This window comes from Variovorax sp. PBL-H6 (assembly GCF_901827155.1).
Classification (GTDB): domain Bacteria; phylum Pseudomonadota; class Gammaproteobacteria; order Burkholderiales; family Burkholderiaceae_C; genus Variovorax.
Map to the genome: position 1 here is coordinate 1,873,217 of NZ_LR594659.1, position 25,773 is coordinate 1,898,989.

A 25,773-nucleotide genomic window follows, 5' to 3' on the forward strand; every position below is an offset into this window, starting at 1 on the left:
TCCCACGTCATGAAGCGTTCTGCCGCCCCCCAGCCCCTGACCCCGTCGCAGATCGAGCTGGTGCTCGAGTTGCTCGAGCTGCGCCAGCTGGCACCGAAGGAGACCGCCGCGAAGTTCAACGAGCTGGTCCGCGCCGGCACATTCTCGGAAGCCCAGCAGGATGCCATCGAGATCCTCTTCGGGCTCGAGGAAGACGAGATTTCCGATGCGCTCTTCGACTTCGTCGACGACGATGCCCGGCCCATCGTCCGCGATGCGCTCGCGCACGAGGCGCGGCTCAGCTTCGTCGCCGCCTGAGAAGCTCAGGCACACAGGCCGGCTCGACGCCGGCTTGCCCTGGTCATGAGGCCGCAGCCTTGCGATAGCGCTGCCGGGCCTCGGCCATCATGGCTTCCTTGGGCAACAGCTGGGTGCCACCCACCCACAGCCCGGCCGGATTGCCCTTGCGATCGCGCACCAGTCGGATCGATTGGCCAGGGCTGTTGTACCCGGAGGTCCTGGCAATGACGCCGCTGTCCTTGCCCGAGACGTCGAACTCCGTCGTCGCGCCATCGAAGGGCACGCTCATCGCCGGCGCGACATGGCAGACCACCTGGCCCATGGCGACCAGATCGCTGGCACCCCACATGCTCCACCAGCGGCCATTCCAGGCCGCCTGCTTGCGGCCCGGCGCGCCGTGCCGCTTGAATGCCGAAAGAATGCTCTGGATGCCGTCGACCCACGCGTAGGACCAACCATCCTGCGCGTTGCACAGCACGGTGATCGTGAAGCCCGACTCCGGGAAACGTGCCGTGCGCGAAACGAAGCCCTGCAGGCCGCCGGTGTGTCCATACCACTCCTTTGGCCCGGGGCCGCTCATCATGGTCCCGTAGCCGTAGTGCGATTCCTGCATGCTGCAGGGGTCGCGCCAGCGGCGATGCATCATCTCGCGCCGGCTGGCGGGCGAGAGGATGCTCTTCCTGCTCTCGGGCGCGAGCTGCGCGAAGAAGCGGGCCACGTCCGCCGCGGTCGAGACGAAACCCCCGGCCGGCCCGATGGCGTCGCACACGTTGTCGCCCGGAACAATCAGGCGCTGCCCGAACGGGAACTCGGTGCTGTGGCCCTTCGCCAGCGGGGCCGATCGAGGCAGCTGCGGCATGTCGGGCACCGTCTCGCGCAGGCCGGCTGCCTTGACGACGTGGCGGGCGATCCAGGCCGTGTACTCGGTACTGGTGATCTCCTCGATCATCAGCCCCAGCAGCCCGTAGCCATGGTTGGAGTACTTGAGCTGAAGGCCGGGCGCGAGCGGCTGCTTCTTCGCCAGTTCCGCTCGCAACTCGGCGCGCGACAGGAAGGGCCGCCGGTCGAGGAACTGCCCGCTGTCGGCGCCGTCGCGCACGACGCCGGCACCATGGGACAGGAGCTCGCCGATGCGCGCCTTGGCGAGTTCCTTGTGCAGGCCGCCCACATGGCGGCCGATCGGATCGTCGAGGCCGAGCTTGCCCTGCTCGCGCAGCAGCATGACACCACTGGCGGTGAAGGTCTTGGAGTGCGAGGCGATGCGGAAGCGATGCCGCGGCGTGAGCGACTCGCCGGTACCCAGGTCGGCCGCGCCTAGCGCGAACTCCGCGACGAGTTCCTGGCCCTGCGCAATCGCCACGCTGCAGCCGACCTGCTGGTGCCGTTCGAGCTGGAAGGCGAGCCAGGCCGGAATGTAGTCGAGGGCCGGCCGGAGCCAGGCGGAGGCGGCGTTCTTCTTCATGGCGGGGTGGCTGCGGCAAAAAGGGGTAGGGAGTGTAGTGGCTCACCCGAAAGTGAACGCGTAGGCCTGCACTCCCGGGTCCATGAACTCGATCTCGAACAAGCGCTCCTTCCCGTCCGCTTGTCGAACCAGCTGGTAAAGCCGTTGCCCGTCGATGACCCCGTTGCCCTGTGCGTCGACGTCGAAGCCATGGTCCGCCAGCGGCGCCTTGCCGTCCAGCAGCACCTTGAATCGCACCGGCGTGCCGTCAGCCGAGGGGCCGAGCACCAGGTGCAGGTCGCGCGCATGAAAGCGATAGGCGATGCGTCCATCGACGCGGTTCAGCACCGCGCGCTCGCGCTCGACCGTCCAGTCGCCTGCCAGCGCCCATTGGTTCGTCGGCAAGGAAGCGGGGCCTTGGTACTCGTTTGCGCGATCGCGCGCCACGCCGCCCGGCGACGCAAAGTTGTGGCCGCGCTCGTAGCCCAGGTAGGTCTCCTCCGATGCTGCAGCGATGGACGCCGCCGCGGCCTGGACGCCCAGGCCCTGCGGCGCGACCCGCCCGGATGGCACCTGGGCCCGCCCCGCCTCCTGCAGCAATTGCTGGATGACCTGCTCCGCCTCCTCGTACTGGTTTTCCCCGAACTGGTGGTGACGTATGCGCCCCAGCGCATCGATGAAGTAGAAGGCCGGCCAGGCCCGGTTGCCGAATCCGCGCCAGATGGCAAAGTCGTTGTCGACGGCAACCGGGAACCCGATGCCGAGGTCCTTCGTGGCCTTGCGCACGTTGGAAGAGCGCTTCTCGAAGGCGAACTCGGGCGCATGCACGCCGAGCACCACCAGTCCTGCGTCCTTGTACTTGTCGGCCCATGCGCGGAGGTAGGGCAGCGTGCGCAGGCAGTTGATGCACGAGTAGGTCCAGAAGTCCACCAGCACGACCTTGCCGCGCAGGCCTTCGGGTGTGAGCGGATCGGAGTTGATCCATTCGGTTGCGCCCGCCAGGGGAGGGAAGTGGCCTTCCGTTCCAAGCACGCGTGCCGGGGCCGGTTCGCGCGCCGCGGTCGGCAGCATGGCGGGCTCGTCGATGCCGGCGCCCGGGCGTGGGAGGGACGGCGGCGCTGGCCGATGCTCGATCTTCTCCAGCAGCGTCTTTTCCAGCTCCGAGGTGGTCGCGAACGAGAGCTGGCTGAGCAGGCCCGTGTCGAGGCCGAGCGCGATCGCGCCGACGCCGACCAGGACTGCCGCACCGGCGGCATGCCGGACCCATTCGCCGGTCCGCAGCGATCCCTTGAGTGCCGAGAACACGCGCCCGCCGAACAACAGCGCGGCGGCAAGCGAGGTGCACGCGCCCGCGGCGTACGCCAGCAGCAGCAACGAGGTGCCGGCGCTGGCGCCGTTGAGCGCGGCCCCCGTCAGGATCAGCCCGAGGATCGGTCCTGCGCAGGGCGCCCACAGCAGACCTGTGCCGATGCCGAGCAGGAGCGGCGACAGGACCGGCGGGCGCGCGGATGGAGACCCCGCTTCGGTCTGGGACAGCCGCATGCCGAGCGCAACGAGGGGCCTGCTCATGCGGTCGGCCCACGCGGGCAACAGCAGTGTCAGGCCGAACACGGCGAGCAGGGCCATGGCCGCGTAGCGTCCGTATTCGTTGAGCTCGACAACCCAGCTGCCACCCACTGCGGCCAGTGTGGCAATGCCGGTGAAGGCAAGCGCCATCCCCGACAGCATCGGCAGTCCGTGCGAACGGAACGGGCGGTCGGCGCGTGCGAACACGAAGGGAAGCACCGGCAGGATGCACGGGCTCAGGATGGTGAGGACGCCCCCGAGAAAGGCAATCGCAAGAATGATCATGATGCGGGGTCCCGTTGGAGTGGCATGGCAACGCGGGCCTCCAGCCCGCCCCCGTCGCGGTTGTGCAAGCTCAGCTCCGCGCCCATCGCGATGGCAAGCTGGTGTGCGATGGCCAGGCCAAGTCCTGTTCCCCCGGTGCTCCGGTTGCGAGAGCCTTCGACCCGGTAGAAGGGCTTGAGCACGGCCTCGAGCTGATCGTGGGGAATGCCCGGCCCGTTGTCGGTGATGGCGATGACGAGCCGGTCCGCACCGACGCGCACCTCCATGCGCACGTCGCTCGCGAACTTCAGCGCGTTGTCGACCAGGTTCGCCAAGATGCGGCGCAACGCATTCGGACGCGTCACGACGGGGCCGCCGATCCGACCTTCAAGATGCACTGGCTGGCCCGAGTCCTGGTAGTCGGCGACCATGCTCTCGAGCAGCGCGTCGGCGTCGACGCGGCACGGCGGCTCCGTGGCGCCGTGCAAGGTCTTCGCATAGGTGACACCTTCCGTGACCAGCGCGTTCATGGCGTCGAGGTCCTGGCGGAACTTCAGCTGATCCTTCTCGTTGTCCATCATCTCGGTGCGCAGCCGCATCCGGGTAATGGGCGTCTGCAGATCGTGGGAGATGGCAGCCAGGATTTCCACGCGCTCGGCCATGTAGCCGGCGATGCGGCGCTGCATGGCGTTGAACGCGCGCGCCGCATGCGCCACTTCGGATGGGCCTTCCTCCGCGAGCATCCGGCCCTTCAGGTCGGGCCCGAGCTCGTCCGCGGCCTGCGCCAGGCGGGCCAGCGGCCGCGTGACCAGGCGCACCGCGAACCACGCGCAAGTGCCGAGCACCGCGAGCTGCAGCAGCAGCACCCACACGACCCAGTTCGACACCGGCATGCCGACCCGGCGCGCATCGACGACCACCGGGCTGCCATCCGTCAGCCTGACCTCGATGCGGACGTCGTCCCCGGTGGACTGCGCCACCTTCACCACTTCGAAGGGCCGCAGCGCCGTGACGATGGCCGCGGCGAATTCCTGCGACTGCTGCGAAGCAGGCTGCGGGCCGGTGACGCCGCCGCCCAGCATGAAGCGGTAGTTGCGCCGCTCCAGCCGTCCCAGCCAGGCCTCGCGCTCGGCTGCGGGCAGGTGGTCCAGCATGGCGATCGAGCTCGCAATGTCGCGCTCGATGCCGGTCATCATCAGCTCGCGAAGCGCCATGCCGCGCTCGTAGCGGATGGCCGCGAAGGTCAGCAGCTGCGCGATCGCGAGACCCACCACGATGATGAGCGTCACCCGCGCGAACAGGGAGCGAGGCGTCATGGTCCCTCTGCCAGAAGGGCCTGGATCTTCTTTTCGGTAGCTGCGTAGCTGCCCTCGCCGAAATGCGAGTAGACGATGCGGCCCTGCTTGTCGATCAGGTAGACGGCAGGCCAGTACTGGTTGCCGAAGGCCTTCCAGGTTGCATAGTTGTTGTCCTGCGCGACTGCATGGGTGATCTCCAGCCGCTCGATGGCCTTCTGCACGTTCTTCGTGGACTTCTCGTACGCAAACTCGGGCGTATGCACGCCGACCACGACCAGGCCGCTGTCCTTGTACCTCGCATGCCAGTCCTTCACGTAGGGAAGATGGTTCAGGCAGTTGATGCAGGTGTAGGTCCAGAAGTCGACCAGGACCACCTTGCCGCGCAGCGCTTCCATCTTCAAGGGCTGGGAGTTGAGCCACTTCTCGATGTCCCGGAACTCGGGTGCCGGCTGCCGGGCAGCAACGGTCATGCTGCCGCCCTGTGGGGGGCCGGCAAAGGTCAGGGCTGCCAACGAGGCCACGAGGGCCACGGCGAAGAGGGAGGCACTGAAGCGGATGTTCATGATGACCCGGCGTTGTTGAAGGAACGCCCGGATCTTCAACCCTGTCGCCCTCGATCGGGGCGAAACCGGTACACCTCTGTATCGCCGCGAGAACTCGACACACTACGTTTCACAACGCAGCGGACGAAGGTCGCTCGCGGTCCTGGCTCTACAACTCAGTCCACTGGGTCGTGTCGTCAGGCGTGGGAGCCCGGCCCGCTGACAACACGAGGGCGGCCACAGCGAGTGCGCCGGCCGCGACGAGCATCCCGAAACCGAAGGCATGGACGAGCCATGACGTGCCGAGGGCAAAAAGTAATAGAGACAATGCTTTGGGCATGCAAGTAGTTTGACCCGAGTGTTCCGATCCCCGGTGTGATCAAACTGGCGAAATCGGCGGATACCAACGGCTCAGTCCAAACAGACTGGCTCAGGCCTGGTACCCGCTTCCTGGTTGGAATGCGGCCTCTCCAGCGTCCGACACACCGGATGGCGCCACCCGGAAGTCTTCGCGCCCACGGCTTCAACCTGTCTCGCGGCTCACCAGGAAGTCCACGAAGGTGCGCACGCGCAACGGCACGAAGCGCAGCTGCGGATAGAGGAGGTTGTAGGGGCGGCTTCGCCCGCCAAAACGCGCGAGCACCTCGACCAACCGTCCCTGGCGCAGGTCTTCCTCGACGACGAATCGATAGGCCTGGAAGATGCCCGCGCCGTGGCGGGCCAGCGTGACGCCACCAAGAACATCGTCGGAGCAGGCGTAGCCGCCGGACGTGGACATCTCCACGTCCTGCCCGTCCCGGCGAAACAGCCATGGGATGGTCCGGCCGCTGCTCGGCAGTTCGAACTGGATGCATTCGTGAGCGGCCAGGTCGTCGAGGGTTCGAGGTTCTCCGCGGCGGGTCAGGTACTCCGGTGCAGCGACCAGCACGAGCTCGGCGTCTTCGAGCCGGCGTGCGATCAGGCTCGAGTCGCCGGGCGCACGGACCCGCACCGCCAGGTCATAGCCCTCCGCAGCGAAGTCGATGTTGCGGTTGCTGACGTGAACCTCGACGCGGATGTCGGGATAGCGCGCCCTGAACGCCGGCAGCAGCGGCAGCAATCGGAAGTGCCCATACGTGGTCGGCGCGCTGATGCGCAACAGCCCGCTCGGCGTGACTTGCTGGCCGCTGGCCTCGCGCTCGGCCTCCACCAGCTGGTGAAGCGCCTGGCGGCATTGCTCGTAGTAGGCCTGGCCCGCATCGCTCAGGCGGATCTGCCGCGTGGTGCGTAGAAAAAGGCGAACGCCGAGTCGTTCCTCGAGCCGGGCGACTGTCCTGCTGACGGCGGCAGGCGTCAGGCCCGCGATGTTGGCGGCGGCGGTGAACCCGCCATGCTCCGCGGCCAGGCAGAACAGCTCCAGGCTTCCCAGCATCAAGTCATCGAACTGGCGTTTCATGGCTTACATGATGTAAGTACTGAATTGGTATGGGCTGTCTTTATTAACGTCATGGCGAGAAATAGAGTACCTCTCAGGGGCTGGCGACACAAGCCCCGCTCACCTCCACCACCGAAAGGAAGTCAACATGAAGACCCAACCCAAGACCGTCGTCATCACCGGCGCCTCGAGCGGCATCGGCCTGGCGCTGGCCGCCGCTTTCCTCGAGCGCGGCGACAACGTCGTCGGCAACGCCCGGACCGCCGAACGCCTGCGAGAGGCCGCCGCATCGCTCGGTTCGCCCGACAAGTTCCTGGGCGTCCCCGGCGACATCGCCGATGCGGCTGTCGGCGCCATGCTGGTCCGGCAGGCCGTCGAGCGCTTCGGGCAGGTGGATGTGCTCGTCAACAACGCCGGCATCTTCAACGCCAAGCCCTTCGTCGACTACACGCAGGAGGACCTCGAAGCCCTGGTCAACACCAACCTGAAGGGCTTCGTCTACGCATCGCAGGCCGCAGCCCGTCACATGGTCGAGCGCAAGGCCGGCCACATCATCAGCATCACCGCGAGCATCGCGCTCGCGCCCAACCAGGGCGTGCCGGCATTGCTGCCCGTGCTGATCAAGGGCGGCATCAACCAGGCCACCAAGGCGCTCGCCCTGGAACTCGCGCCGCACAACGTCCAGGTGACCGCCGTCGCGCCGGGGATCATCGACACGCCGCTCTACACGAAGGACATGCATGGTTTCCTCAATACGCTGCAGCCGGCGGGCCGCATCGGCACCATGCAGGAGATCGTCGACGCGGTGCTGTACCTCAGCGGTGCCGCCTTCACGACCGGAATCGTGCTGCCGGTGGATGGCGGGATGAGCGCCGGCAAGTGGTGAGTGCGCGCCGCCCGCTCAGTCCTGCGCTTCGACTGCCGATGCGAAGACGTAGCCCTCGCTGCGCACGGTCTTGATGTAGCGGGGCTCGCGCGCATCGTCGCGCAGGCGCTGGCGCAGCCTGCTGACGAGCAGGTCGATCGAACGCTCGAAGAGCTCCGCTTCCCGGCCCTGCGTCAGGCTCAGCAACTGGTCGCGGCTCAGCACTTTCTGGGAATGGTCGAGGAAGACCCGCAGAAGCCGGTACTCGGCGCCGCTCAGGGCCACCATCACGCCGCTGTCGTCGATCAGGTGGCGCGCGGTGGTGTCGACCTGCCATTGGCCGAAGGCCAGCCGGGCGGCCCCATCGGCCGACCGCATGTTCGGCGGCAGCATTCGCGTGCGGCGCAGCACGGCACGTATGCGCGCAAGCAGTTCTCGTGCGGCGAACGGCTTGGCCAGGTAGTCGTCGGCTCCCATTTCGAGGCCGAGGATCCGGTCGGCTTCTTCGTTGCGCGCCGTCAGCATCAGGATGGGCGTGGCCTTGTACTTGCCCGAGCGCAGGTCGCGGCACAGCGACAGGCCGTCTTCGCCCGGCAACATCAGGTCCAGGATGATCAGGTCGAAAGGGCCTGATTCTTCCAGCGCCGCCCGCATGTGGCGGCCGGTCGGCACCGCGGCGACGCGCAGGCCGTTCTTGACCAGGTAGGTGGTCAGCAGTTCGCGGATCTCCCGGTCGTCGTCGACGATGAGGATGTGGTCGGTGCTGTTCGGAATCATGGCGGCGCGGCTCTTCCGGGGGGGCGAGGTGCTGGCGCAAATGTAGCGTCCCGTGCAGGTCTCCGGTTGCACGCTTGCCCGATGCGCTGTGCTGGCGCTCCCGTTTCGCCGGCCGCCGAGGGCCGCCGCCCCTCAGGCAAGAGGTGCAGGCCGGTCGCCGGCTTGCCGGGCGAGTGCGCTTGCCGTGGCTTGCAATTCCGGCACCAGGGTAATCAGCCGCCGGGTGAGCCAGTAGAGGTGGGACGCATCGATCGGGTCCGGCAGCCTCAGCGTCTTGATCAGCCTTTGCGCCCGCTCTCCCATGCCAAGCGCGGTCAGCGGTTCGAGGATCTCCGCCAGATCGCGCCGCGCCTGCTCTTCCACCAGGTCATGCTCGTCCAGGCTGAGCCAGATGGCCTGGACCGCGCGTTCGCAGAGCTCCGCATCCGAGGGTGGCGCCATCGCTTCGGCATAGCTCAACAAGCCCGGAGGCATCGGGTGCATGCCGCGTGCGTGATGAGACGCAAGGCTTTTTCGTGAAGGCATCGGCTGCTCCTTCCTGCAGGAGACGATACGCCGTGCCGGGGTGGACGGCAATGCTGCCTACCCGGTAGCGGCCGCAGGATGCTGGCATTCCAAGGTTGAGCCTGACCACCTTCACGTCCAGAGAAGGGTTTGCTCTTCTTCAACTGACCCCTCCAGATCCATCGTGCGGGGGATTCCTCCGCGCCTGTGGCGCCCTACAGTCGAATTGCACGTGCTGGTGCGTGCACCCGAAGGGAGTGACGATGAAAACATCGCAACTGATGCTCGGCGCCGCCGCGGCGGCGCTGGCCCTGATGGCGGCTTTGCCATCGCCCGCGCCCGCGCACGCGCAAGCCCCTGACCGGCGGCACCTGGCCTCGGTCAGCGTCGAGGCGCTGCAGCGCACCTATCTGGAATGCGACCGCGTCGCGACCCACACCCTGCTCGACCTCGGCAGCGCCGCGCATTGCTCGATGGTCGGCGAGGAGCTCAAGCATCGCGTCTTCGACGGCGACTTCGATCGGCTGATCGCATGGTGGCGTGCGAACAAGGGGGACAGCGTGGAGGCGGTCGCGGAGTCGCCATCGCTGAACCAGATGGCGGACGGTCGCTAGCACATCGGCCCTGCGCCGCGCAGCGCCGCAAGCCCTGGGGCTCTCAATGGATCAGGAGAGCAGTCGTCCGCGACCTCACCGTGGCAGGGCTCGCGCGCCCGGCATCAAGGCCGCAGCGCTTGCATCAGCTCCATCACCGAACCGAGTCCCGCCGCAAAGCGCGGCGCCAGGAACGCACCCATCTGCGGCATCAGCAGCTGCAGCATCCCGATCCCCGCCAGCAGCGTCAGCGGAAAGCCCACGGCGAAGATGCTGAACTGCGGCGAGGCGCGGTTCAGGATGCCCATCGCCAGGTTCAGTGTCAGCAGCGCGGTGATCAGCGGCAGCGCCAGCATGAAGCCCGTCGCGAAGATCTGCGCGCCGCCATGCACCAGCAGCAGCCAGCCTTGCGCGGCGAGCGGTGCGTCTGCGATCGGCAGGACCTGGAAGCTGTCGGCCAGTGCCGCCACCAGCAGCAGGTGCCCGTCGAGCGCAAGGAAGATCAGCATCGCCAGCATGTGCAGCAGGCGCGCCACCACCATCGTGGCGCCGCCGCTCATCGGGTCGAAGAACGACGCGAAGGACAGACCCATCTGCAGGCCCACGTACTCGCCGGCCGCAAGCACGGCGGCGAACAGCAGGCGCATCGTGAAGCCGATGGCCGCGCCGATCAGCACCTGCTGCATCACGATCCACACCCCGCCGATGGAGACCACCGGCACCTGGGGCATCGCCGGCAGCGCGGGCGCCAGCGCAATCGCCAGCAGCGCCGCGATGGCGACCTTGAGCTGCCGCGGCACATTGGGCTCGCCGAAGATCGGCGCCGTGCCGACCAGCGCCAGCATGCGCACGAAGGGCCAGAGGAAGGCCACCATCCAGCCGTTCAGCTCCGCCGAGGTGACGGAAAGGATGCTGCCGCCCATGCCTCGACAGCGCTAGGCGACCAGTTGGGGGATGCTCGAGAACAGCGTGCGGATGTAGTCCAGCATCTGGCCCAGCATCCACGGCCCGGCGATCACCAGCACCGCGAACACGGCCAGCAGCTTCGGAATGAAGGACAGCGTGGCCTCGTTGATCTGCGTGGCGGCCTGGAAGATGCTGATGACCAGGCCCACGACCAGCGCCACCAGCAGCAGCGGCGCGCCGAGCAGCAGCGAGACGTGGATGGCCTGGCTGCCGATGGACATGACCGATTCGGGTGTCATTCCGGTATTCCTAGACGAAGAAGCTTTGGGCCAGCGCGCCGATGAGCAGCTGCCAGCCGTCAGCCATGACGAAGAGCATGAGCTTGAAGGGCAGGGCGATGGAGGCGGGCGGCACCATCATCATCCCCATCGACATCAGCACGCTGGCCACCACCAGGTCGATGATCAGGAAGGGGATGAAGATGGTGAAGCCGATCTGGAAGGCGGTCTTCAGCTCGCTGATGACGAAGGAGGGCAGCAGGATGCGCAGCGGCACGTCCTCCGGCCCTTCCATCGCCGGCACCTTGGCCAGCTTGGCGAAGAGCGCGAGATCGTTCTCGCGCGTCTGCTTGAGCATGAAGGTCTTGAAGGGAGCGATGCCGCGCTCGAGCGCGCGCTCGGTGCTGATCTTGTTCTCGGACAGCGGCTTGTAGGCCTCGTCGTAGACCTTGTCGAACACCGGCGCCATCACGAAGAAGGTCAGGAAGAGCGACAGGCCCACGAGGATCTGGTTGGGTGGCGAAGACTGCGTGCCCAGTGCCGTGCGCAGCAGGCCCAGCACGATCAGGATGCGCGTGAAGCTGGTCATCGACAGCAGCAGCGCCGGCAGGAAGCTCAGCGAGGTCAGCAGCACCAGCGTCTGCACGCTGAGCGACCAGGTCTGGCTGCCGCCCGGGCCGGGCGTGCTGGTGAGCCCGGGAAGGCCTTGTGCGAATGCCAGCGCGGGCAGGGCCAGCACGAGCAGCAGGCCCGCATGCCGCAGGCGGAGCAGGTGGCGAAGAGGAAGGCGTGGCATCAGGCGCCCGGCTTCGGCTGGATGCCCAGCGATTCGCGCAGCCTTTGCGCGAACAGGTCCATCGCCTTCGGACTGCCGCCCAGGGCCGCAGGCGGCGCAGAGGACGCGGGCAGGGCCTGCGCCGGCAGCGAATGCAGCGCGTTGACCTGGCTCGCGGTAACGCCCAGCACGAGCCAGGTCTCGCCGACCTCGACCACCACCACGCGTTCGCGCTGGCCGACCATCGCGCTGCCCACCACCTTGACGAGTGCGCTGCCGCCGAAGCGCGGCAGGCCGAAGCGGCGCGCCAGCCAGGCGCACAGGAAGATCAGGCCCAGCACCAGCACCATGCCGAGGCCGGCCTGCAGCAGGCCGGAGGCGCCAACGGCCGGCGCCGTCTCGGCCACGGGCGCGGGCACCGTGGGCAGGGCCGCATGTGCGCAGAACGTGGACGCGCAGCCTGCCAGCACGGCCGCGCCGCGCGCGAAAGAACCGGGAAGCTTCATGAACGGCTGAGCTTCTGCATGCGCTCGGAGGGCGTGACGATGTCGGTCAGGCGGATGCCGTACTTGTCGTTCACCACCACCACTTCGCCCTGCGCGATCAGGTAGCCGTTGATCAGCACGTCCAGCGGCTGGCCGGCCAGGCCGTCGAGCTCCACCACCGAGCCTTGCGACAGCTGCAGCAGGTTCTTGATGGTGATGCGCGTGCGGCCGATCTCGGCCATCAGCTGCACCGGCACGTCCAGGATGCGCTCGATGTCCACCGTGCCGGCGGCGCTGGCCGCCGTGTTCTGCAGCGGCTGGAAGACCTGGGCCCCGGCCGGGGCCGCGGCCGGGGCGGGGGCGCTTGCGGGCTGCGGCGTCGGCGCGGAGGCTGCGGTCTGCTCGGCCAGGGCGCTGGCCCAGTCGTCCATGTCGCTGCCGGAAGAAGTGTTGTCAGTCATGGTCGCTCTTCGGATCGCTGTCTTGGTGGGAGATCATCTGTTGCACGCGCAGCGCGTAGCGTTCGTTGGAGACGCCGTAGCCGCACTCCATCACGGGAACGCCGTCGACGCGCGCGAGCACGGTTTCGGGCAGCTCGATCGGCAGCACGTCGCCGACCTGCAGGCGCATCAGCTCGCCGATGGTGGTGTCGATGGTCACGAAGTCGGCGGTAAGCGCCACGTCGGCGCTCTGCATCTGCTGGCTCATCTGCTTGACCCAGCGCTTGTCGACCTCGATCTCGTCCTGCACCGGGTTGGACAGCAGGTCGCGGATCGGCTCGATCATCGAATAGGGAATGCACACGTGCAGGAAGCCGCCCACCGGGCCGAACTCGATCTGCAGCGTGGTGGTGACCACCACCTCGTTGGGCGCCACGATGTTGGCGAGCTTGCCGTGCATCTCGGCGCGGATGTAGTCGAATGCCAGCGGGAACACCGGCTGCCAGGCATCGCCGTAGCACTGGAGGCTGAGGTTGAGCAGGCGCTTGATGATGCGCTGCTCGGTGCGCGTGAAGTCGCGGCCTTCCACGCGCACGTGGTAGCGCCCGTCGCTGCCGAACAGGTTGTCGACCACCAGGAACACCAGCTTCGGATCGAACACGAACAGCGCCGTGCCGCGCAGCGGCTTCAGGTGCAGCATGTTGATGTTGGTCGGCACCGGCAGGTGGCGCACGAACTCGCCGTACTGCTGGATCTGCACCGGGCCGACCGAGACGTCGGGGCTGCGCCGCATGAAGTTCAGCAATGCGCTGCGCAGGTTGCGGGCGAAGCGATCGTTGATGACCTCCAGCGTGTGCATGCGGCCGCGCACCACGCGGTCGGGCGCGCCGAGGTCGTACAGCGGCAGGCCGTCGGCCTCGGGCTCGGGCGCGCGGCGCTGGTCGACGGCGCCGCCGGTGACGCCCGACAGCAGCGCATCGACTTCGTCTTGCGAAAGCACCTGTTCATAGGCCATGGGTCGTGCGTCCGAATCTGGGGCTGGTCACTGCACCACGAAGGTGTTGAAGGAGACGCCGGCGATCGCCTGCGGCTGGGCTTCGGGGGAGAGCGGCCGGTTGAGCTCGGTGCGGATCTCCTCGGCCAGCCTGGCCTTGTCCTGCGTGGACAGCAGCGTGTCGGGCTGGCGGTTCGACAGCAGCAGCAGCAGGCGGCTGCGCAGTTCGGGCATGAACTCGACCAGTTGCGCCTTGGCCTGCTCGTCGTTCACCTTGAGCGCCATGCCGATGTGCAGGAATCGGCTGCGGCCCTCGGACTGCACGTTGACGGTGAGCGGCTCGAGGGTCACGAAGATCGGCTTGGGGATCGGCTTCGGAGCCTGGGCGGCCGGCGCCTCGTGCGCGAACAGGCTGCTGCGGCTCAGGGCATAGCCGCCGCCGGCCACGGCGGCCAGGCTGGTGAAGGCGAGCAGCCCGATCAAAAGCTTCGAGGATCGGGGCGCCGCGGCGGTGGGGAGAGAGGGACTGGTGGCCATGGAAAGCAACGTTGGGAGGGTCTTATTCTTGGTGGAGACGCGGCGAAGCGAAGCCCCGATCAAGCGGGGAAAGGGGCCTCAAATTGCGCATTCGTCGGGTCTCGACAGGGCAGCGCCTGGCCTGGAACGCATGAAACCGAAGACCCCATTCCAGGAACACCACGGAAGCGGCTTTGCCGGGCCGTCGGTGTTGCCCCCGGAGACCGGGTTGGCGGCCACACGAAGTGGGCAAGCATGGGGGAACGTCATTTCAGGCGAAGGTGTCGATGGCGCTGGTGCGCGACGGCGCGCTCGCGCGTGCGGGCAGCGGCGTGGCTGCCGCTTCGCTGCGTCCGGTGCCCGGGTAGTTCGTACCGTTCGAGGACGCGTTCTGTCGCTGGTCCTGCTGCTGGGCAAAACCGCCCGCACCGGACCAGGGGCGCGACTCGGCGCCGACCGAGGTCTGGCCCAGGCTGATGCCCTGCTCGGCCAGCGTGCTGCGCAGGTGCGGCAGCGCGGCTTCGACCGCCTTGCGCACCGACTCGTGCGCGGAGACGAACATGGCCTGTGCCTGGTTGTCGCCGACGCTGAGTGTGATCTTCAACGGACCGAGACCGGCCGGGTTGAGGTTGAGCTCGGCCACCTGCTGGCCACCGGCCGTCATGCGCAGCACCTGGTGGCCCAGCGCCGGGGCCCACTCGGCGCTGCCCACGGGCGGCGCGAGGGCCTGCGCGGGCGCAGGGCTGGCGGCCGGCTGCGCGCGGTCCAGCGCAGGCTGCATCGGCGGGGCCGATGCGAGCACGGCCGCAGGCGCAGCGGGCGGGGCGGCGCTTTCGGCGTCTGTGGTCGCTGCGAGGATGGCGGGTTGCGCTTCGACGGAGGGGACACTGCTGTCGGCGGGCGAAGGCGTGGTCACGGCCTTGGCGTCGCTGGCGGCTGAAGCCGTGGCGGTGCCGCCGGCTGCCGTCGACCTTGCGGGCAGCAGGGCGCTGGTCAGCGGCATCGTCGATTCAGCGGCCGTGGTCTGCGCGGTGGGATCGCCGCTCGCGGCCGGCGTAGCCGGCGCGCCCGGCAGTGTGAAGCCCTTGTCGGAAGGTGCGGTGGAAGCGCCGCGGGTCGTGGTCGTGTCCACGGCGGGACCGGTCGCCGGTGCCTTGGCGTCCTGGTGCGCGCCTTCGTCCGTGCCGGGCGATGCATCGGCGGTGTGCGTCGATGCGGCCGCGGCCGTTGCGGCGAGCGATCCATCCTGCGGCACGGCCGCGCCGGCCGAGGCCAGCGCAGTGCCGCTGGTGCCCTTGCCCGTGCCGACCGCCGTGGCGGGCGCTGATGCGGCGGCCAGGACCTGCGGCGCGAACAGCGCGATGGTCAGCAGTTCGGAGCGCGGCTCGTCCTTCCGTCCCGTGGAGCGGTTCGGCTTCTGCGGCGTGGCCGTGGCTTCGGCACTGGCCGCTTCCGCGCCGTCCTGCGAGCGGCGGGCGCCGGCGCGCGAGCGCTCCAGCACGGCGCCGAAGCTGCCGCGTGCGTCCTCGTCCGCGACAGGGCGACCGCGCGAGCCGGGCTGGGCGGCCCCTTGCGCCGGGCTCGCCGGGAGGGCGGCGGAGGGAATGAAGGTGGGCATGGCGGTTCCTCTAGAAATTCGGTTGGGCGGCGGCGCGGTCGATGAACTTGCGCGCTGCGCGCTCGTCGCTGTCGCGCTGCTCGCGCTTGGCCTGCACGGCGAGCTCCTGGCGGCGCAGGCGGTCAGCCAGCGTGTCGAAGGAGTTGAGGCGCCGCGCCTGGTGCTGCCAGTCGCCGCGTCCGCTTTCCAGCCGCATCCCGGCCTGCTTGACGATGGCGCGCTGCTGCTCGATGGCGCCGTCCAGCGTGCCCAAAAAGTTGTTGAAGTTGCGCCACTGCGAGGCGGGCAGGCCACTCGCCATCAGCAACTGCAGCTGGCCGGCATAGTCCTGTCGATACTGCAGCAGCAGGTCCAGCTTCTGGTGCGCGCTGACCTGGGCGCTTTGCAGCGCGCCCAGGCGGCGCGCCGCTTCTTCCTTCTGCTTGCGGGCCAGTTCCTGCAGCGTGTCGAGAGGGAGCTTCTTGGACATGGTGATGCCAATCCGTCGGTGCGGTCTAGTCGAACAAGCCGGCCATGCGCGCCACCGACGCCGCGTAGTCGGTGCGCTCGTCCATGCCCTGCTGGAGAAAGGCCTCCAGCTTGGGATACAGGGCGATGGCCTGGTCCAGCTGCAGGTCGTGGCCGGCGGCATAGGCGCCGACGCTGATCAGGTCGCGGTTGCGCTGGTAGCGCGACAGCATCTGCTTGAAGCGGCGCACCGCGTCGAATTGCGAAGGCGGGATCAGCGCCGTCATGGCGCGGCTGATCGAGGCCTCGATGTCGATGGCCGGGTAGTGCCCGGCCTCGGCCAGCGTGCGCGAGAGCACCACGTGGCCGTCGAGAATGGCGCGGGCCGAGTCGGCGATCGGGTCCTGCTGGTCGTCGCCTTCCGAGAGCACGGTGTAGAAGGCGGTGATCGAGCCGCCGCGGCCCTGCGCGTCGCGCGCGCCGTTGCCCGCGCGCTCCACCAGCGCCGGCAGCTTGGCAAAGACCGAAGGCGGGTAGCCCTTGGTCGCGGGGGGCTCGCCCACTGCCAGTGCGATCTCGCGCTGCGCCATGGCATAGCGGGTGAGCGAATCCATGATCAGCAGCACGTCCTTGCCCAGGTCGCGGAAGTACTCGGCCAGGCAGGTCGCATAGGCCGCGCCCTGCAGGCGCAGCAGCGGCGAGTTGTCGGCCGGGGCGGCGACCACCACGGCGCGCGCCAGGCCTTCCTCGCCCAAGGTGTTCTCGATGAAGTCCTTGACCTCGCGGCCGCGCTCGCCGATCAGGCCGACCACGATCACCTCGGCGCTGGTGTAGCGCGCCATCATGCCGAGCAGCACGCTCTTGCCCACGCCGGAGCCGGCGAACAGGCCCATGCGCTGGCCGCGCCCGACGGTCAGCATGGCGTTGATCGCGCGCACGCCGGTGTCGAGCACCGAGTCGATGGGCGCGCGGGTGAGGGGGTTGATGGGCGGCGTCGACAGCGGCACCTTGCGCGCGATCTCCAGTGGGCCCAGGCCGTCGAGTGGGCGACCGACCGCATCGACCACGCGCCCGAGCATGCCTTCGCCGACCGGGAGGCGCTTGCCATGGGCCTCGTCGCCGGCCGTGGCCGAGCCCGGGCGCGCGAACACGCGTGCGCCGGGGATGAGACCGGCCACCTCGCTCTGCGGCATCAGGAACAGGCGATCCCCTGCGAAGCCGACCACTTCGGCCTCGGCATGGCGCTGCGGATAGCCGGGCGGCAGCTCGATCAGGCAGTCGCTGCCCACGGGCAGCTGCAGGCCCACGGCCTCCAGCACGAGGCCGACGGCCCGCGTGAGGCGGCCAGAGTGGGTGACCGTGGCGGCGGTGCGGTTGACGTCGACGCGCGCCTGCGTCAGCGCGGCCAGCCACGATTGCAGATGCGGGTTGGCGGTGGTGGACGGCATCAGAGCTCCGCGGCGTCGATGTCGCGGGTGAGCGCCGCGGTGACGCTCTTCCAGCGGGTTTCCAGGCTGGCATCCATCTCGCCGCTGGCGGACTGCACGCGGCAGCCGCCGCGCGCCAGCGTGTCGTCGGGGCGCACCTGCCAGCCGGCGATCTGCAGCTCGTTGCCGAGGCTGTTCTTCACCAGCGCCACGTCGTCGGGATGCAGCAGCAGGCGCGGCTCGCCTTGCAGCGCGGGCTCGGCATGCAGCAGGTCCTGCACCAGCGGCAGCACCCATTCGGGCTCTGCGCGCAGCGTGCGGTGCACCACCTGGCGCGCCACGTCGAGCGCCAGCGTGAGGATGGCGTCGGCCAGTTCGCTCTCCGCGCGGCGCAGCGCGGCCGGCAGCGTGGCGGCGAGGGCAAGCAGTCGTTCGGCGTGGGCGCTCGCGGCGGCGAGGCCTGCGGCCACTCCTTCCGCATGGCCGTCGGCGCGGCCCTTCGCCAGGCCTTCGCGGTGGCCTTCGGCGCGGCCTTCGGCACGTGCCTGCAGGCGCAGGCGAGAGAGCTCGTTGTCGCGCGCCAGGGCTTCAGGGTCCACGCGCGGAACGACGGGGGAATGCACGTTGTCGTGCGCGGAGTGCTCGCTGTCCAGCGTGCCCATCTCCCAGCGTTGCCAGGCGGACAGCACCGGCTTGGCCGTGGGCCTGGGCGCGGCGGGAGCTCGTGCGGGCGCATAGGTCGTCGCCAAGCGCGCGCCGGGACCGAGGGAAGCATTCCTGGACAGGGTCACGTCAACAACTCCATGGCGCCATCTGACGCGGTGCGCGAAGCCTGGGGGAGAGCGTCATGTCAGACGAAGTCATCGGTTCCCGGCGCCGCGATCACGACCTCGCCGGCATCGGCCAGGCGGCGCACCACTTGCAGGATGGCCTTCTGCTCGGCTTCGACCTGCGACACCCGCACCGGGCCGCGCAGCTCGATGTCCTCGCGCAGCGTCTCGGCGGCGCGCTGCGACATGTTCTTGAGGAACTTGTCGCGCAGCTCCTGCGTGGAGCCCTTGAGGGCGATGATGAGCGACTCGGATTCGATGTCCTTGAGCAGGCGCTGCACGAAGCGGTCCTCCAGGTCGAGCAGGTTCTCGAACACGAACATCTCGTCGACGATGCGCTGTGCGAGGCTCTCGTCGTGTTCGCGCACGTGGGCGATCGCCTCTTCCTCCTGCGCGGTGCTCATGAGGTTGACGATCTCGGCCGCCGTGCGAACGCCGCCCAGGCGGCTGCGCTTCAGGCCTTCGCCCGAGAGCATCTCGGTCAGCACGTCGGTCAGTTCGGCCAGGGCGGCGGGCTGCACGCCACCGAAGGTGGCCACGCGCATGATCACGTCGTGCCGCAGTCGCACCGGCAGCTTCTCCAGCACCTCGGAGGCCTTCTTGCGGTCCAGGTGGACCAGCAGCGTGGCGAGGATCTGCGGGTGCTCGTCGCGGATCAGCTCCACCACCTCGCCGGCCTCCAGGTCATTGAGCCGCTCGATGCCGCCGTGCGGCTCGTCGGGCTGCAGGATGTCCTCGAGCAGATTGCTGGCGCGGTCGTCGCCCAGCGCCTTGCGCAGGACGGCGCGGATGTAGCTGCCCGAGCCCAGGTGCAGGGCGGAGAGCTGCTCGGTCTCGAGCCGGAACTCGGAGAGAACGGCCGCCAGCTCTTCCTTGGACACCTGGCTCAGCTTGGCCATTGCGGCACCCAGCGCCTGCACCTCGGTGGTGGGCAGGTGGTGCAGCGTGGCGGCGGCGCGGTCCTCGCCGAGGGACATCAGGAGGATGGCGGCCTTGCGTGTTCCAGCGTCGCTCATGGGTTCATCCAGTGCTTGATCAGTGTCGCGACCAGCCGCGGATCCTGCTCGGCGGTCTGCTGTACGTAGTCGAGGTCGGCCTGGCGGCGTTCGGCTTCGCGCTGGAGTGCGCTCAGCTGGGCGGCACCGGCTTCGTCCTCGGGATCGATGGTGGCGGACGCCGGTGGCGGTTCGGGCGCCGCCGCGGCAGGCGGCGCCAGGTGCTTGCGCAGCAGCGGCCGGAACACGGCGAACCAGGCGAACAGGGCGAGTACGCCGAGCAGCAGGTAGAGGCCGATGCTCTTGGCGAGCTCGATGTTGGCGGGGTCCTTCCACAGGGGCAGCTCGGCCTGCTGCTCGTCCTGTCCGTCGCGGGCGAAGGCGCTGTTGAGCACGTTGAGCGAATCGCCGCGCTCCTGGCTGTAGCCCATGGCTTCCTTCACCAGGTTGCGGATCTGGTCGACCTCGGCCGGCGTCAGCGCGCGTGCCTTGCCGTCGGTGCCGGCCACGTGGTTCACCACCACCGCCACGGACAGCCGCTTGATCCCGCCGGCGCCCTGCTGCACATGGCGGATGGAGCGGTCGAGCTCGTAGTTGGTGGTCGTGTCCTTGCGCGAGCTGCTGGGGCCCGCCGGGGCCGTGCTGGCGCTCGCCGTCGTCGTGGTGGCGGCGCTCGGCGCCGCGGCGCCGTTCGCGGGTGCGTTGGCCGGGCGCGGTGCATTGATCGGTGCGCTGGGCGTCGTCGGCGGCTGGTTCGACAGCGCGCCCGGCACGCCGCCGGGGGGCGTGGCGCCGAGCTGGGTCGATTCGCTGGACTGCTGGCTGCGCACCGCGGCGTTGCGCGGGTCCTGGTTGGGCGCGAACTTTTCCTCGGTGCGCTCGACCACCGAGAAGTCGATGTCGGCCGCGACCTGGGCGCGCACATTGCTCGCGCCGAGGAGGGGCTGCAGGATCGCCTCGATGCGGCGGATATAGCCCTGCTCGATCTCCTGCGCGTACTTCAGCTGGCTCACGTCGAGCCCGCGCGCGCCGGCGTTGGCGGCCGACAGCAGGTTGCCGCGCTGGTCCACCACCGTCACGCTCTTGGGGTCGAGCTCCGGCACGCTGCTGGAGATCATGTGGACGATGGCGCTGACCTGGCCCTCGTCGATGCCGCGGCCGCGGTGCAGGCTCAGTATCACGGAAGCGGAAGGCTTCTTCTGCTCGCGCACGAAGAGCGACGGCTTCGGCAGCGCGAGATGCACGCGGGCCGACTCGACCGTGCCGATCGACTCGATCGAGCGGGCCAGCTCGCCCTCCAGCCCGCGCTGGTAGTTGACCTGCTCGGCGAACTGGCTGGTGCCGAACTTCTGGTTGTCCATCAGCTCGAAGCCGACCCCGCCCCCCTTGGGGAGGCCCTGCGCCGCGAGCTTGAGGCGCACTTCGGGCACCTTGTCGCCGGCGATGAGGATCGCGCCGCCACCTTCGGCGAACTTGTAGGGCACGTTCATCTGCGCCAGCGAGGCGATGATCGCGCCGCCGTCGCGGTCCGAGACGTTGGTGTAGAGCACCTTGTAGTCGGGTGCGCGGCTCCACAACATGAAGGCGGCGGCGGCCGCGACCAGGGCTGCCGCGCCGATGATCAGAGGCAGCTTGGGCTGGCCGCGCAGGCGTTCCAGCAGCGGCGCGCCGGCCGCCGCCGGCATCGTGCCCGCGGGCGCTGCCGTGCTGCTCATGCGGGGGCTCCAGCCGTGGCGCAAGCCAGGAGGAGCGGGGAGAGTCGTCGAGGTGGAGTCATGCCGTTGAAGTCGCGAGCAGCCTTTTTGTTTCGCGGTCGATTCTCGGCAGCAGACGGGAAATCGATTGGTCGAACAGCCGGGGTTTTCGCCGTCAGTTGCGGGCATCTGTTCCAGGTTGCCGCGGTTACGCTGAAAACACGCGGGAGAGCCTCGGCCCTCCTGTAGGAACGCAAGCGTCTTCCAGATTCAACAAAAGGTTCTACATGTCCATCTCCGCCATCGAATCCGTCCTGCAGCAGATGCGGGCGACCGCGCTCCAGAGCGGCATCGCGCCGCGCCCAGCCGCCGAGTCGGCGCCGCAGGCTGGCTTCGCCGCCGAACTGAGGCGCTCGCTCGAGGGCATCAGCACGGCACAGAACAAGGCCTACGGCCAGGCCGAGGCCTTCGAGCTCGGGCGTCCCGGCGTCGCGCTGAACGACGTGATGGTCGACCTGCAGAAGGCCAACGTGGCCTTCCAGACCGGCCTGCAAGTGCGCAACCGGCTCGTGGCCGCCTATCAGGAAGTGATGAGCCTGCCTGCATAAGCTCCCCCCCAGGTTGGCTCACTGCGTGTAGCCGCCCACCCCCTCACCGGGGGCAACACCAGCGGCCCGGCAAAGCCGGTTCCGCGGTGTTCCTGGAATCAGGGGCGTGAAACGAGCTCTCGGATGCCCCTAAAGATTTGGAAAGCCCTGCCGATAACTGAACCAACGATGGCTTGAATCTCACAGCGGGAAGCGGGTCCAGCGTTGCGGCCGGTTTGGCCGAAGTCCACAACCTTTGTTTATCAGGAGTCGAACATGGCGCAAGTCATCAACACCAACAGCCTCTCGCTGGTGGCGCAGAACAACCTCAACAAGTCCCAGAGCTCGTTGAACACGGCCATCGAGCGCCTGTCCTCGGGCATGCGCATCAACAGCGCCAAGGACGACGCTGCCGGCCAGGCCATCGCCAACCGCTTCACCGCGAACGTCAAGGGCCTGACCCAGGCCGCGCGCAATGCCAACGACGGCATCTCGCTCGCTCAGACGACGGAAGGCGCGTTGAACGAAATCAACAACAACCTGCAGCGCGTTCGCGAACTGTCGGTGCAGGCCGCCAACGGCACGAACTCGGGCAGCGACCTCTCGTCGATCCAGGCTGAAATCAAGCAGCGCCTCGACGAAATCGATCGCGTGTCGGCCCAGACCCAGTTCAACGGCGTGAACGTGCTCGCCAAGGACGCCAAGCTGAGCATCCAGGTCGGCGCCAACGACGGCGAGACGATCAACATCGACCTGAAGGAAGTCACGTCCAAGACGCTCGGCCTCGGCAACATGGACATCACGAAGAAGTCGCTCGACCTGTCGACTGTCAGCTCCGCCGCCACGACCGTCGTCACCCCGGGCTCGACCGGCGCGACCTCCTCGGTGAACCTGACGGCCGTCGACAGCGCAACGGCCAGCTCGTACACCGTGTACGTCGACGACGCAGACGCCGACACGCTCTATGTGTCCGACGACGCCGGCACGACCTTCTACGCCGCCACCTACGACAGCGCTTCCGGCACCCTGGAATTCGACGGCTCGACCCCGCTGGGCGCTGCCCCGACGGCCACGCTCGCCGCCGCCGGCCAGGAAATCTCCACCGGCACCGGCGCGACCGTCAATGTCGACAACGTGAAGGCGGTGAACAGCGACGCGGCCGCGTCGATCGACATGTATGTCGACCAGAACGGCGACTGGTTCGTGTCCAACGACGGCGGCACGAGCGTCATCTCGGCCACCTTCGACGCCACGACCGGCCAGGTCGAATACGACAGCGCTGACTTCGCCACGGCAGCGGCTCCGACCACCGGCATCTCCGACGCGATCACCAGCTACGAAGTGCCCCCGGTTGCGGTTCCTGACGTCACGGCCAACCTGTCCGGCCTGCCCTCCGCTTCGGTGGGCGCGTCCCCGACCCTGCACAAGGTCACGAACGCCGACGGCACTGCCGGCGGCTACGTGGTCAAGGGCCAGGCGAACGGCGCCGACGTGTACTACAAGGCGAACGTGGCCAACGACGGCACCGTGACCCTGGGCGAGCAGTACAACCAGGACCCCCTGGCTTCGATCGACAAGGCCCTGGCCGGCGTCGACGAACTGCGCAGCCAGCTCGGTGCGGTCCAGAACCGTTTCGAGTCGACCATCACGAACCTGAACAACACGACCAACAACCTGTCGGCCGCCCGTTCGCGTATCGAGGATGCCGACTACGCGGTGGAAGTGTCGAACATGACGCGCGCCCAGATCCTGCAGCAGGCCGGCACCTCCGTCCTGGCGCAGGCCAACCAGACCACGCAAGGCGTTCTCTCGCTCCTGCGCTGATCGGCAAATCGCGCCCATGCACTTGCCGGAAGGCAGGTGCGCGCGGCGCAGACGCGGGCCTTCCCAGGCCGCGCGCCTGCGCTTTTCCCTGCGGCTTCCGAGTGGAGGCTGCAGGGGAAAGCGAACCACCGGAACGCTTCAACTGAAGAGGAACAACAACCATGGCAGTCAGCAGCATCGGCGTCGGCTCCGGGCTCGATCTGGGAACCTTGCTCAAGCAGCTCGAGACCGCCGAGAGCCAGCCACTGGTGGCCATCCAGAGCCGGGCGACCAGCTACACCACGAAGCTGTCGGCCTACTCGCAGGTGCAGAGCGCGCTCAATTCGCTGAAGTCTGCCGGCGACAAGCTCGCCGATACGGCGTTCTTCAAGACGGTGAAGGCTTCGGTCGGCGATGCCGACGTGCTGAGCGCGACCACGAGCGGTACCTCGGTGGCCGGCAGCTACGCCATCGACGTCACGCAGCTCGCGCAGTCGCAGTCGCTGGTGTCGACCGGGCAGGCCAGCGCCAAGACCGCGATCGGCAAGGGCACCATCACGATCAACTTCGGCACCATCGACGGCGGCACGCTGAATCCTTCCACCGGTCAGTACACCGGCGCGAACTTCGATGCCGATTCGGAGCGCAAGCCGGCGCAGATCACGATCGGCAACGCGAATACGCTCGAAGGCATCCGCGACGCGATCAACAAGGCGAACGCCGGCGTCACCGCCAGCGTGGTGAACGACGGCAGCGGCACGCCCTACCGCCTGGTGCTGGTGTCGGCCCAGTCGGGCGAGGCCTCGACCATGCAGATTTCGGTCGCCGGAGACGCCGCGCTGCAGAACCTGCTGGCCTACGACCCTGCCGGCACGCAGACGATGAAGCAGACGACCGTCGGCCAGGACGCGAAGCTCAACGTCAACGGCATCGACATCGTCAGCGCCAGCAACACCGTGCAGGAAGGCATTCAGGGCACCACGCTGACACTCGCGAAGATCGGCACGAGCAGCCTCAAGCTGACGAGCGACCCCTCCGCGGTCTCGGCGGCCATCACGACCTTCGTCAACGCCTACAACAGCCTGCAGAGCACCGCGTCCAAGCTCACGGCCTACAACGCCGACACCAAGACCGGTGCCGTGCTGATGGGGGACCAGACGCTGCGCAACGTGCTGACGCGGGTCCGCCAGACCCTCACGGGCGCGCAGGAGGCAGGCCCCAACGACATGAAGGTGCTGTCCGAGATCGGCGTGAGCTTCCAGAAGGACGGCACGCTGGCGATCGACTCGGCCAAGCTGGCCGACGCGCTGGGCAAGAACCTGGAGGGCGTTGCCGGCCTGTTCTCCAGTGCCACCGGCAGCACCGGCGGCTACGGCAAGCAGGTGAGTGCGCTGGTCACGGAGGTGACGTCCAGCGCTGGTGCGCTGACGATCGCCACCAACGGCGTGAATGCGACGCTGGAAGACCTGAGCGACCAGTACAACGCGGTGCAGGCCCGCGTCGAAACCACTGTGGAGCGCTACCGCGCCCAGTTCACGCAGCTCGACGTGCTGGTCAACAGCCTCAACAACACCATGACCTATCTCACGCAGCAGTTCGACGCCATGAACGGCGTCAGCAAGAAGTAAACAGCCGAACGAAAGCCGTCGATGTACACCTCCCACAACTTCAGGACCGGCGCCGGCGCCTATGCGCGCCTGGGCGTCGAAACGCAGGCGATGAGCGCATCGCCGCACCAGCTCATCTGCATGCTGTTCGACGGCGCCATCACGGCCATCGGCATGGCGCGGCACCACATCGCGGAAGGCGACGTCGCGGCCAAGGGGCGTGCCATCTCGAAGGCGGTCGGCATCGTTGCCAACGGCCTGAAGGCCAGCCTCGACGCCAAGGCGGGCGGCGCCGCCGGCGCGGAGCTGGTGGCCAACCTGTCGGCGCTGTATGACTACGTGATCCGGCGCCTGCTGCAGGCCAACCTGCGTGACGACCCGCTCGCGCTGGACGAGGCCCAGTCGCTGCTTGAAAACGTCGGGTCCGCATGGCGCGAGGTTGGCGGCGGCGAGCGCTGAACCGAAGATGAAGGAAAGGGAAAAGGACATGGCCGCCACGAGTGAAGTCGTCCACTGCTATGCCCAGCTGGCTTCGAACCTGTCGTTGATGGTGTCGCTGGCGCGTGCGAAGGAATGGGATCGTTTGCCCGAACTCGAGGCGCAGTGCGCGTCGGTGCTCGAGCGGCTGAGCGTCGTCTCGCCGCAGGAAACGCTGGGCGTGGCGCAGATCGCCGAGGCACGTCGCCTGCTGGAGCGCATCCGCGCCGACCAGCAGGCGGTGAGTGAGCTGGTCAAGCCGCAGCTCGCGCACCTCGTCGCTGCGATGGCCGACCTGCAGAAACGCAGCGAGCTCGACCGGGCGTACGGCTTGTCGCGCTGAGCGCCAAG

At 68.3% G+C, this 25,773-nt stretch carries 28 protein-coding genes; 8 read left to right on the top strand and 20 right to left on the bottom strand.

Features of this window, described 5'->3' with window-relative positions; translation table 11 throughout:
• The first annotated feature begins 9 nt into the window (after nucleotides 1-9).
• Nucleotides 10-297, top strand: a complete 288-nt coding sequence (locus tag G3W89_RS08940) for a hypothetical protein (protein WP_162573746.1) — start codon at nucleotides 10-12, stop codon at nucleotides 295-297.
• A gap of 43 nt (nucleotides 298-340) precedes the next feature.
• Here G3W89_RS08940 and G3W89_RS08945 read toward each other — a convergent pair whose 3' ends face one another.
• From G3W89_RS08945 to G3W89_RS08965, 5 genes are all read right to left on the bottom strand, one after another.
• On the bottom strand, nucleotides 341-1,741 hold the full coding sequence (locus tag G3W89_RS08945; RefSeq protein ID WP_162573747.1) for a serine hydrolase domain-containing protein: 1,401 nt from the start codon (nucleotides 1,739-1,741) through the stop codon (nucleotides 341-343).
• A 42-nt stretch (nucleotides 1,742-1,783) separates the two neighbouring features.
• On the bottom strand, nucleotides 1,784-3,571 hold the full coding sequence (locus tag G3W89_RS08950) for a cytochrome c biogenesis protein DipZ (protein ID WP_162573748.1): 1,788 nt from the start codon (nucleotides 3,569-3,571) through the stop codon (nucleotides 1,784-1,786).
• Complete coding sequence (locus tag G3W89_RS08955; RefSeq protein WP_162573749.1) at nucleotides 3,568-4,866, bottom strand: ATP-binding protein; 1,299 nt, start codon at nucleotides 4,864-4,866, stop codon at nucleotides 3,568-3,570. Before G3W89_RS08955 ends, G3W89_RS08950 begins: the two co-directional genes overlap by 4 nt.
• Nucleotides 4,863-5,411, bottom strand: coding sequence for a thioredoxin family protein (locus G3W89_RS08960; protein ID WP_162573750.1), 549 nt, complete (start codon nucleotides 5,409-5,411; stop codon nucleotides 4,863-4,865). Before G3W89_RS08960 ends, G3W89_RS08955 begins: the two co-directional genes overlap by 4 nt.
• Before the next feature lie 502 nt (nucleotides 5,412-5,913).
• Nucleotides 5,914-6,825, bottom strand: coding sequence for a LysR family transcriptional regulator (locus G3W89_RS08965; protein WP_162573751.1), 912 nt, complete (start codon nucleotides 6,823-6,825; stop codon nucleotides 5,914-5,916).
• Between the two features lie 127 nt (nucleotides 6,826-6,952).
• On the opposite strand from G3W89_RS08965, the gene G3W89_RS08970 reads away from it, so the two are divergent.
• Nucleotides 6,953-7,690: an SDR family NAD(P)-dependent oxidoreductase gene (locus G3W89_RS08970; RefSeq protein WP_162573752.1), complete on the top strand. Its 738-nt coding sequence runs from the start codon at nucleotides 6,953-6,955 to the stop codon at nucleotides 7,688-7,690.
• Between the two features lie 15 nt (nucleotides 7,691-7,705).
• Here G3W89_RS08970 and G3W89_RS08975 read toward each other — a convergent pair whose 3' ends face one another.
• Complete coding sequence (locus tag G3W89_RS08975) at nucleotides 7,706-8,446, bottom strand: response regulator (RefSeq protein WP_162573753.1); 741 nt, start codon at nucleotides 8,444-8,446, stop codon at nucleotides 7,706-7,708.
• A 132-nt stretch (nucleotides 8,447-8,578) separates the two neighbouring features.
• Entirely contained in the window at nucleotides 8,579-8,971 is a 393-nt protein-coding gene (locus G3W89_RS08980; RefSeq protein WP_162573754.1) for a hypothetical protein, read from the bottom strand.
• Nucleotides 8,972-9,213: 242 nt separating this feature from the next.
• Here G3W89_RS08980 and G3W89_RS08985 point away from each other — a divergent pair, with 242 nt between their 5' ends.
• On the top strand, nucleotides 9,214-9,564 hold the full coding sequence (locus G3W89_RS08985) for a hypothetical protein (RefSeq protein ID WP_162573755.1): 351 nt from the start codon (nucleotides 9,214-9,216) through the stop codon (nucleotides 9,562-9,564).
• A gap of 104 nt (nucleotides 9,565-9,668) precedes the next feature.
• On the opposite strand, the gene fliR is transcribed toward G3W89_RS08985, so the two are convergent.
• The 13 genes from fliR to fliF form a co-directional block, all read right to left on the bottom strand.
• A complete protein-coding gene (gene fliR / locus G3W89_RS08990) occupies nucleotides 9,669-10,466 on the bottom strand; it encodes a flagellar biosynthetic protein FliR (RefSeq protein ID WP_162573756.1) in 798 nt (265 codons plus the stop codon).
• A 12-nt stretch (nucleotides 10,467-10,478) separates the two neighbouring features.
• On the bottom strand, nucleotides 10,479-10,748 hold the full coding sequence (gene fliQ / locus G3W89_RS08995; protein ID WP_106559857.1) for a flagellar biosynthesis protein FliQ: 270 nt from the start codon (nucleotides 10,746-10,748) through the stop codon (nucleotides 10,479-10,481).
• A gap of 10 nt (nucleotides 10,749-10,758) precedes the next feature.
• Nucleotides 10,759-11,523, bottom strand: a complete 765-nt coding sequence (gene fliP / locus G3W89_RS09000) for a flagellar type III secretion system pore protein FliP (RefSeq protein ID WP_162573757.1) — start codon at nucleotides 11,521-11,523, stop codon at nucleotides 10,759-10,761.
• The gene (fliO, locus tag G3W89_RS09005) at nucleotides 11,523-12,008 is read right to left on the bottom strand and encodes a flagellar biosynthetic protein FliO (protein WP_162573758.1); all 486 of its coding nucleotides are present in this window, start codon (nucleotides 12,006-12,008) and stop codon (nucleotides 11,523-11,525) included. The genes fliP and fliO overlap by 1 nt, the downstream gene beginning before the upstream one ends.
• On the bottom strand, nucleotides 12,005-12,448 hold the full coding sequence (gene fliN / locus G3W89_RS09010) for a flagellar motor switch protein FliN (RefSeq protein ID WP_162573759.1): 444 nt from the start codon (nucleotides 12,446-12,448) through the stop codon (nucleotides 12,005-12,007). Before fliN ends, fliO begins: the two co-directional genes overlap by 4 nt.
• Nucleotides 12,441-13,442, bottom strand: coding sequence for a flagellar motor switch protein FliM (gene fliM / locus G3W89_RS09015; RefSeq protein WP_162573760.1), 1,002 nt, complete (start codon nucleotides 13,440-13,442; stop codon nucleotides 12,441-12,443). Before fliM ends, fliN begins: the two co-directional genes overlap by 8 nt.
• A 27-nt stretch (nucleotides 13,443-13,469) precedes the next feature.
• On the bottom strand, nucleotides 13,470-13,958 hold the full coding sequence (gene fliL / locus G3W89_RS09020) for a flagellar basal body-associated protein FliL (RefSeq protein WP_162573761.1): 489 nt from the start codon (nucleotides 13,956-13,958) through the stop codon (nucleotides 13,470-13,472).
• Between the two features lie 250 nt (nucleotides 13,959-14,208).
• Entirely contained in the window at nucleotides 14,209-15,555 is a 1,347-nt protein-coding gene (locus G3W89_RS09025; RefSeq protein WP_162573762.1) for a flagellar hook-length control protein FliK, read from the bottom strand.
• Nucleotides 15,556-15,565: 10 nt separating this feature from the next.
• On the bottom strand, nucleotides 15,566-16,024 hold the full coding sequence (gene fliJ, locus G3W89_RS09030; protein ID WP_162573763.1) for a flagellar export protein FliJ: 459 nt from the start codon (nucleotides 16,022-16,024) through the stop codon (nucleotides 15,566-15,568).
• Between the two features lie 25 nt (nucleotides 16,025-16,049).
• On the bottom strand, nucleotides 16,050-17,450 hold the full coding sequence (gene fliI / locus G3W89_RS09035; RefSeq protein ID WP_162573764.1) for a flagellar protein export ATPase FliI: 1,401 nt from the start codon (nucleotides 17,448-17,450) through the stop codon (nucleotides 16,050-16,052).
• On the bottom strand, nucleotides 17,450-18,220 hold the full coding sequence (gene fliH, locus G3W89_RS09040; RefSeq protein ID WP_232076428.1) for a flagellar assembly protein FliH: 771 nt from the start codon (nucleotides 18,218-18,220) through the stop codon (nucleotides 17,450-17,452). Before fliH ends, fliI begins: the two co-directional genes overlap by 1 nt.
• Nucleotides 18,221-18,279: 59 nt before the next feature.
• Nucleotides 18,280-19,275, bottom strand: a complete 996-nt coding sequence (gene fliG / locus G3W89_RS09045) for a flagellar motor switch protein FliG (protein WP_162573765.1) — start codon at nucleotides 19,273-19,275, stop codon at nucleotides 18,280-18,282.
• Complete coding sequence (gene fliF / locus G3W89_RS09050) at nucleotides 19,272-20,969, bottom strand: flagellar basal-body MS-ring/collar protein FliF (protein ID WP_162573766.1); 1,698 nt, start codon at nucleotides 20,967-20,969, stop codon at nucleotides 19,272-19,274. Before fliF ends, fliG begins: the two co-directional genes overlap by 4 nt.
• 266 nt (nucleotides 20,970-21,235) lie before the next feature.
• On the opposite strand from fliF, the gene fliE reads away from it, so the two are divergent.
• The 5 genes from fliE (at nucleotide 21,236) to G3W89_RS09075 (ending at nucleotide 25,765) form a co-directional block, all read left to right on the top strand.
• Nucleotides 21,236-21,556, top strand: a complete 321-nt coding sequence (gene fliE, locus G3W89_RS09055) for a flagellar hook-basal body complex protein FliE (protein ID WP_162573767.1) — start codon at nucleotides 21,236-21,238, stop codon at nucleotides 21,554-21,556.
• Nucleotides 21,557-21,811: 255 nt separating this feature from the next.
• Nucleotides 21,812-23,359 (top strand): flagellin N-terminal helical domain-containing protein, encoded by a 1,548-nt coding sequence (locus G3W89_RS09060; RefSeq protein WP_162573768.1) that lies wholly within the window; start codon nucleotides 21,812-21,814, stop codon nucleotides 23,357-23,359.
• A gap of 161 nt (nucleotides 23,360-23,520) precedes the next feature.
• Complete coding sequence (gene fliD / locus G3W89_RS09065; protein ID WP_162573769.1) at nucleotides 23,521-24,966, top strand: flagellar filament capping protein FliD; 1,446 nt, start codon at nucleotides 23,521-23,523, stop codon at nucleotides 24,964-24,966.
• A 21-nt stretch (nucleotides 24,967-24,987) separates the two neighbouring features.
• Entirely contained in the window at nucleotides 24,988-25,404 is a 417-nt protein-coding gene (fliS, locus tag G3W89_RS09070) for a flagellar export chaperone FliS (protein ID WP_162573770.1), read from the top strand.
• A gap of 28 nt (nucleotides 25,405-25,432) precedes the next feature.
• Nucleotides 25,433-25,765, top strand: a complete 333-nt coding sequence (locus G3W89_RS09075; RefSeq protein WP_232076429.1) for a flagellar protein FliT — start codon at nucleotides 25,433-25,435, stop codon at nucleotides 25,763-25,765.
• The last annotated feature ends 8 nt before the right edge of the window (nucleotides 25,766-25,773 follow it).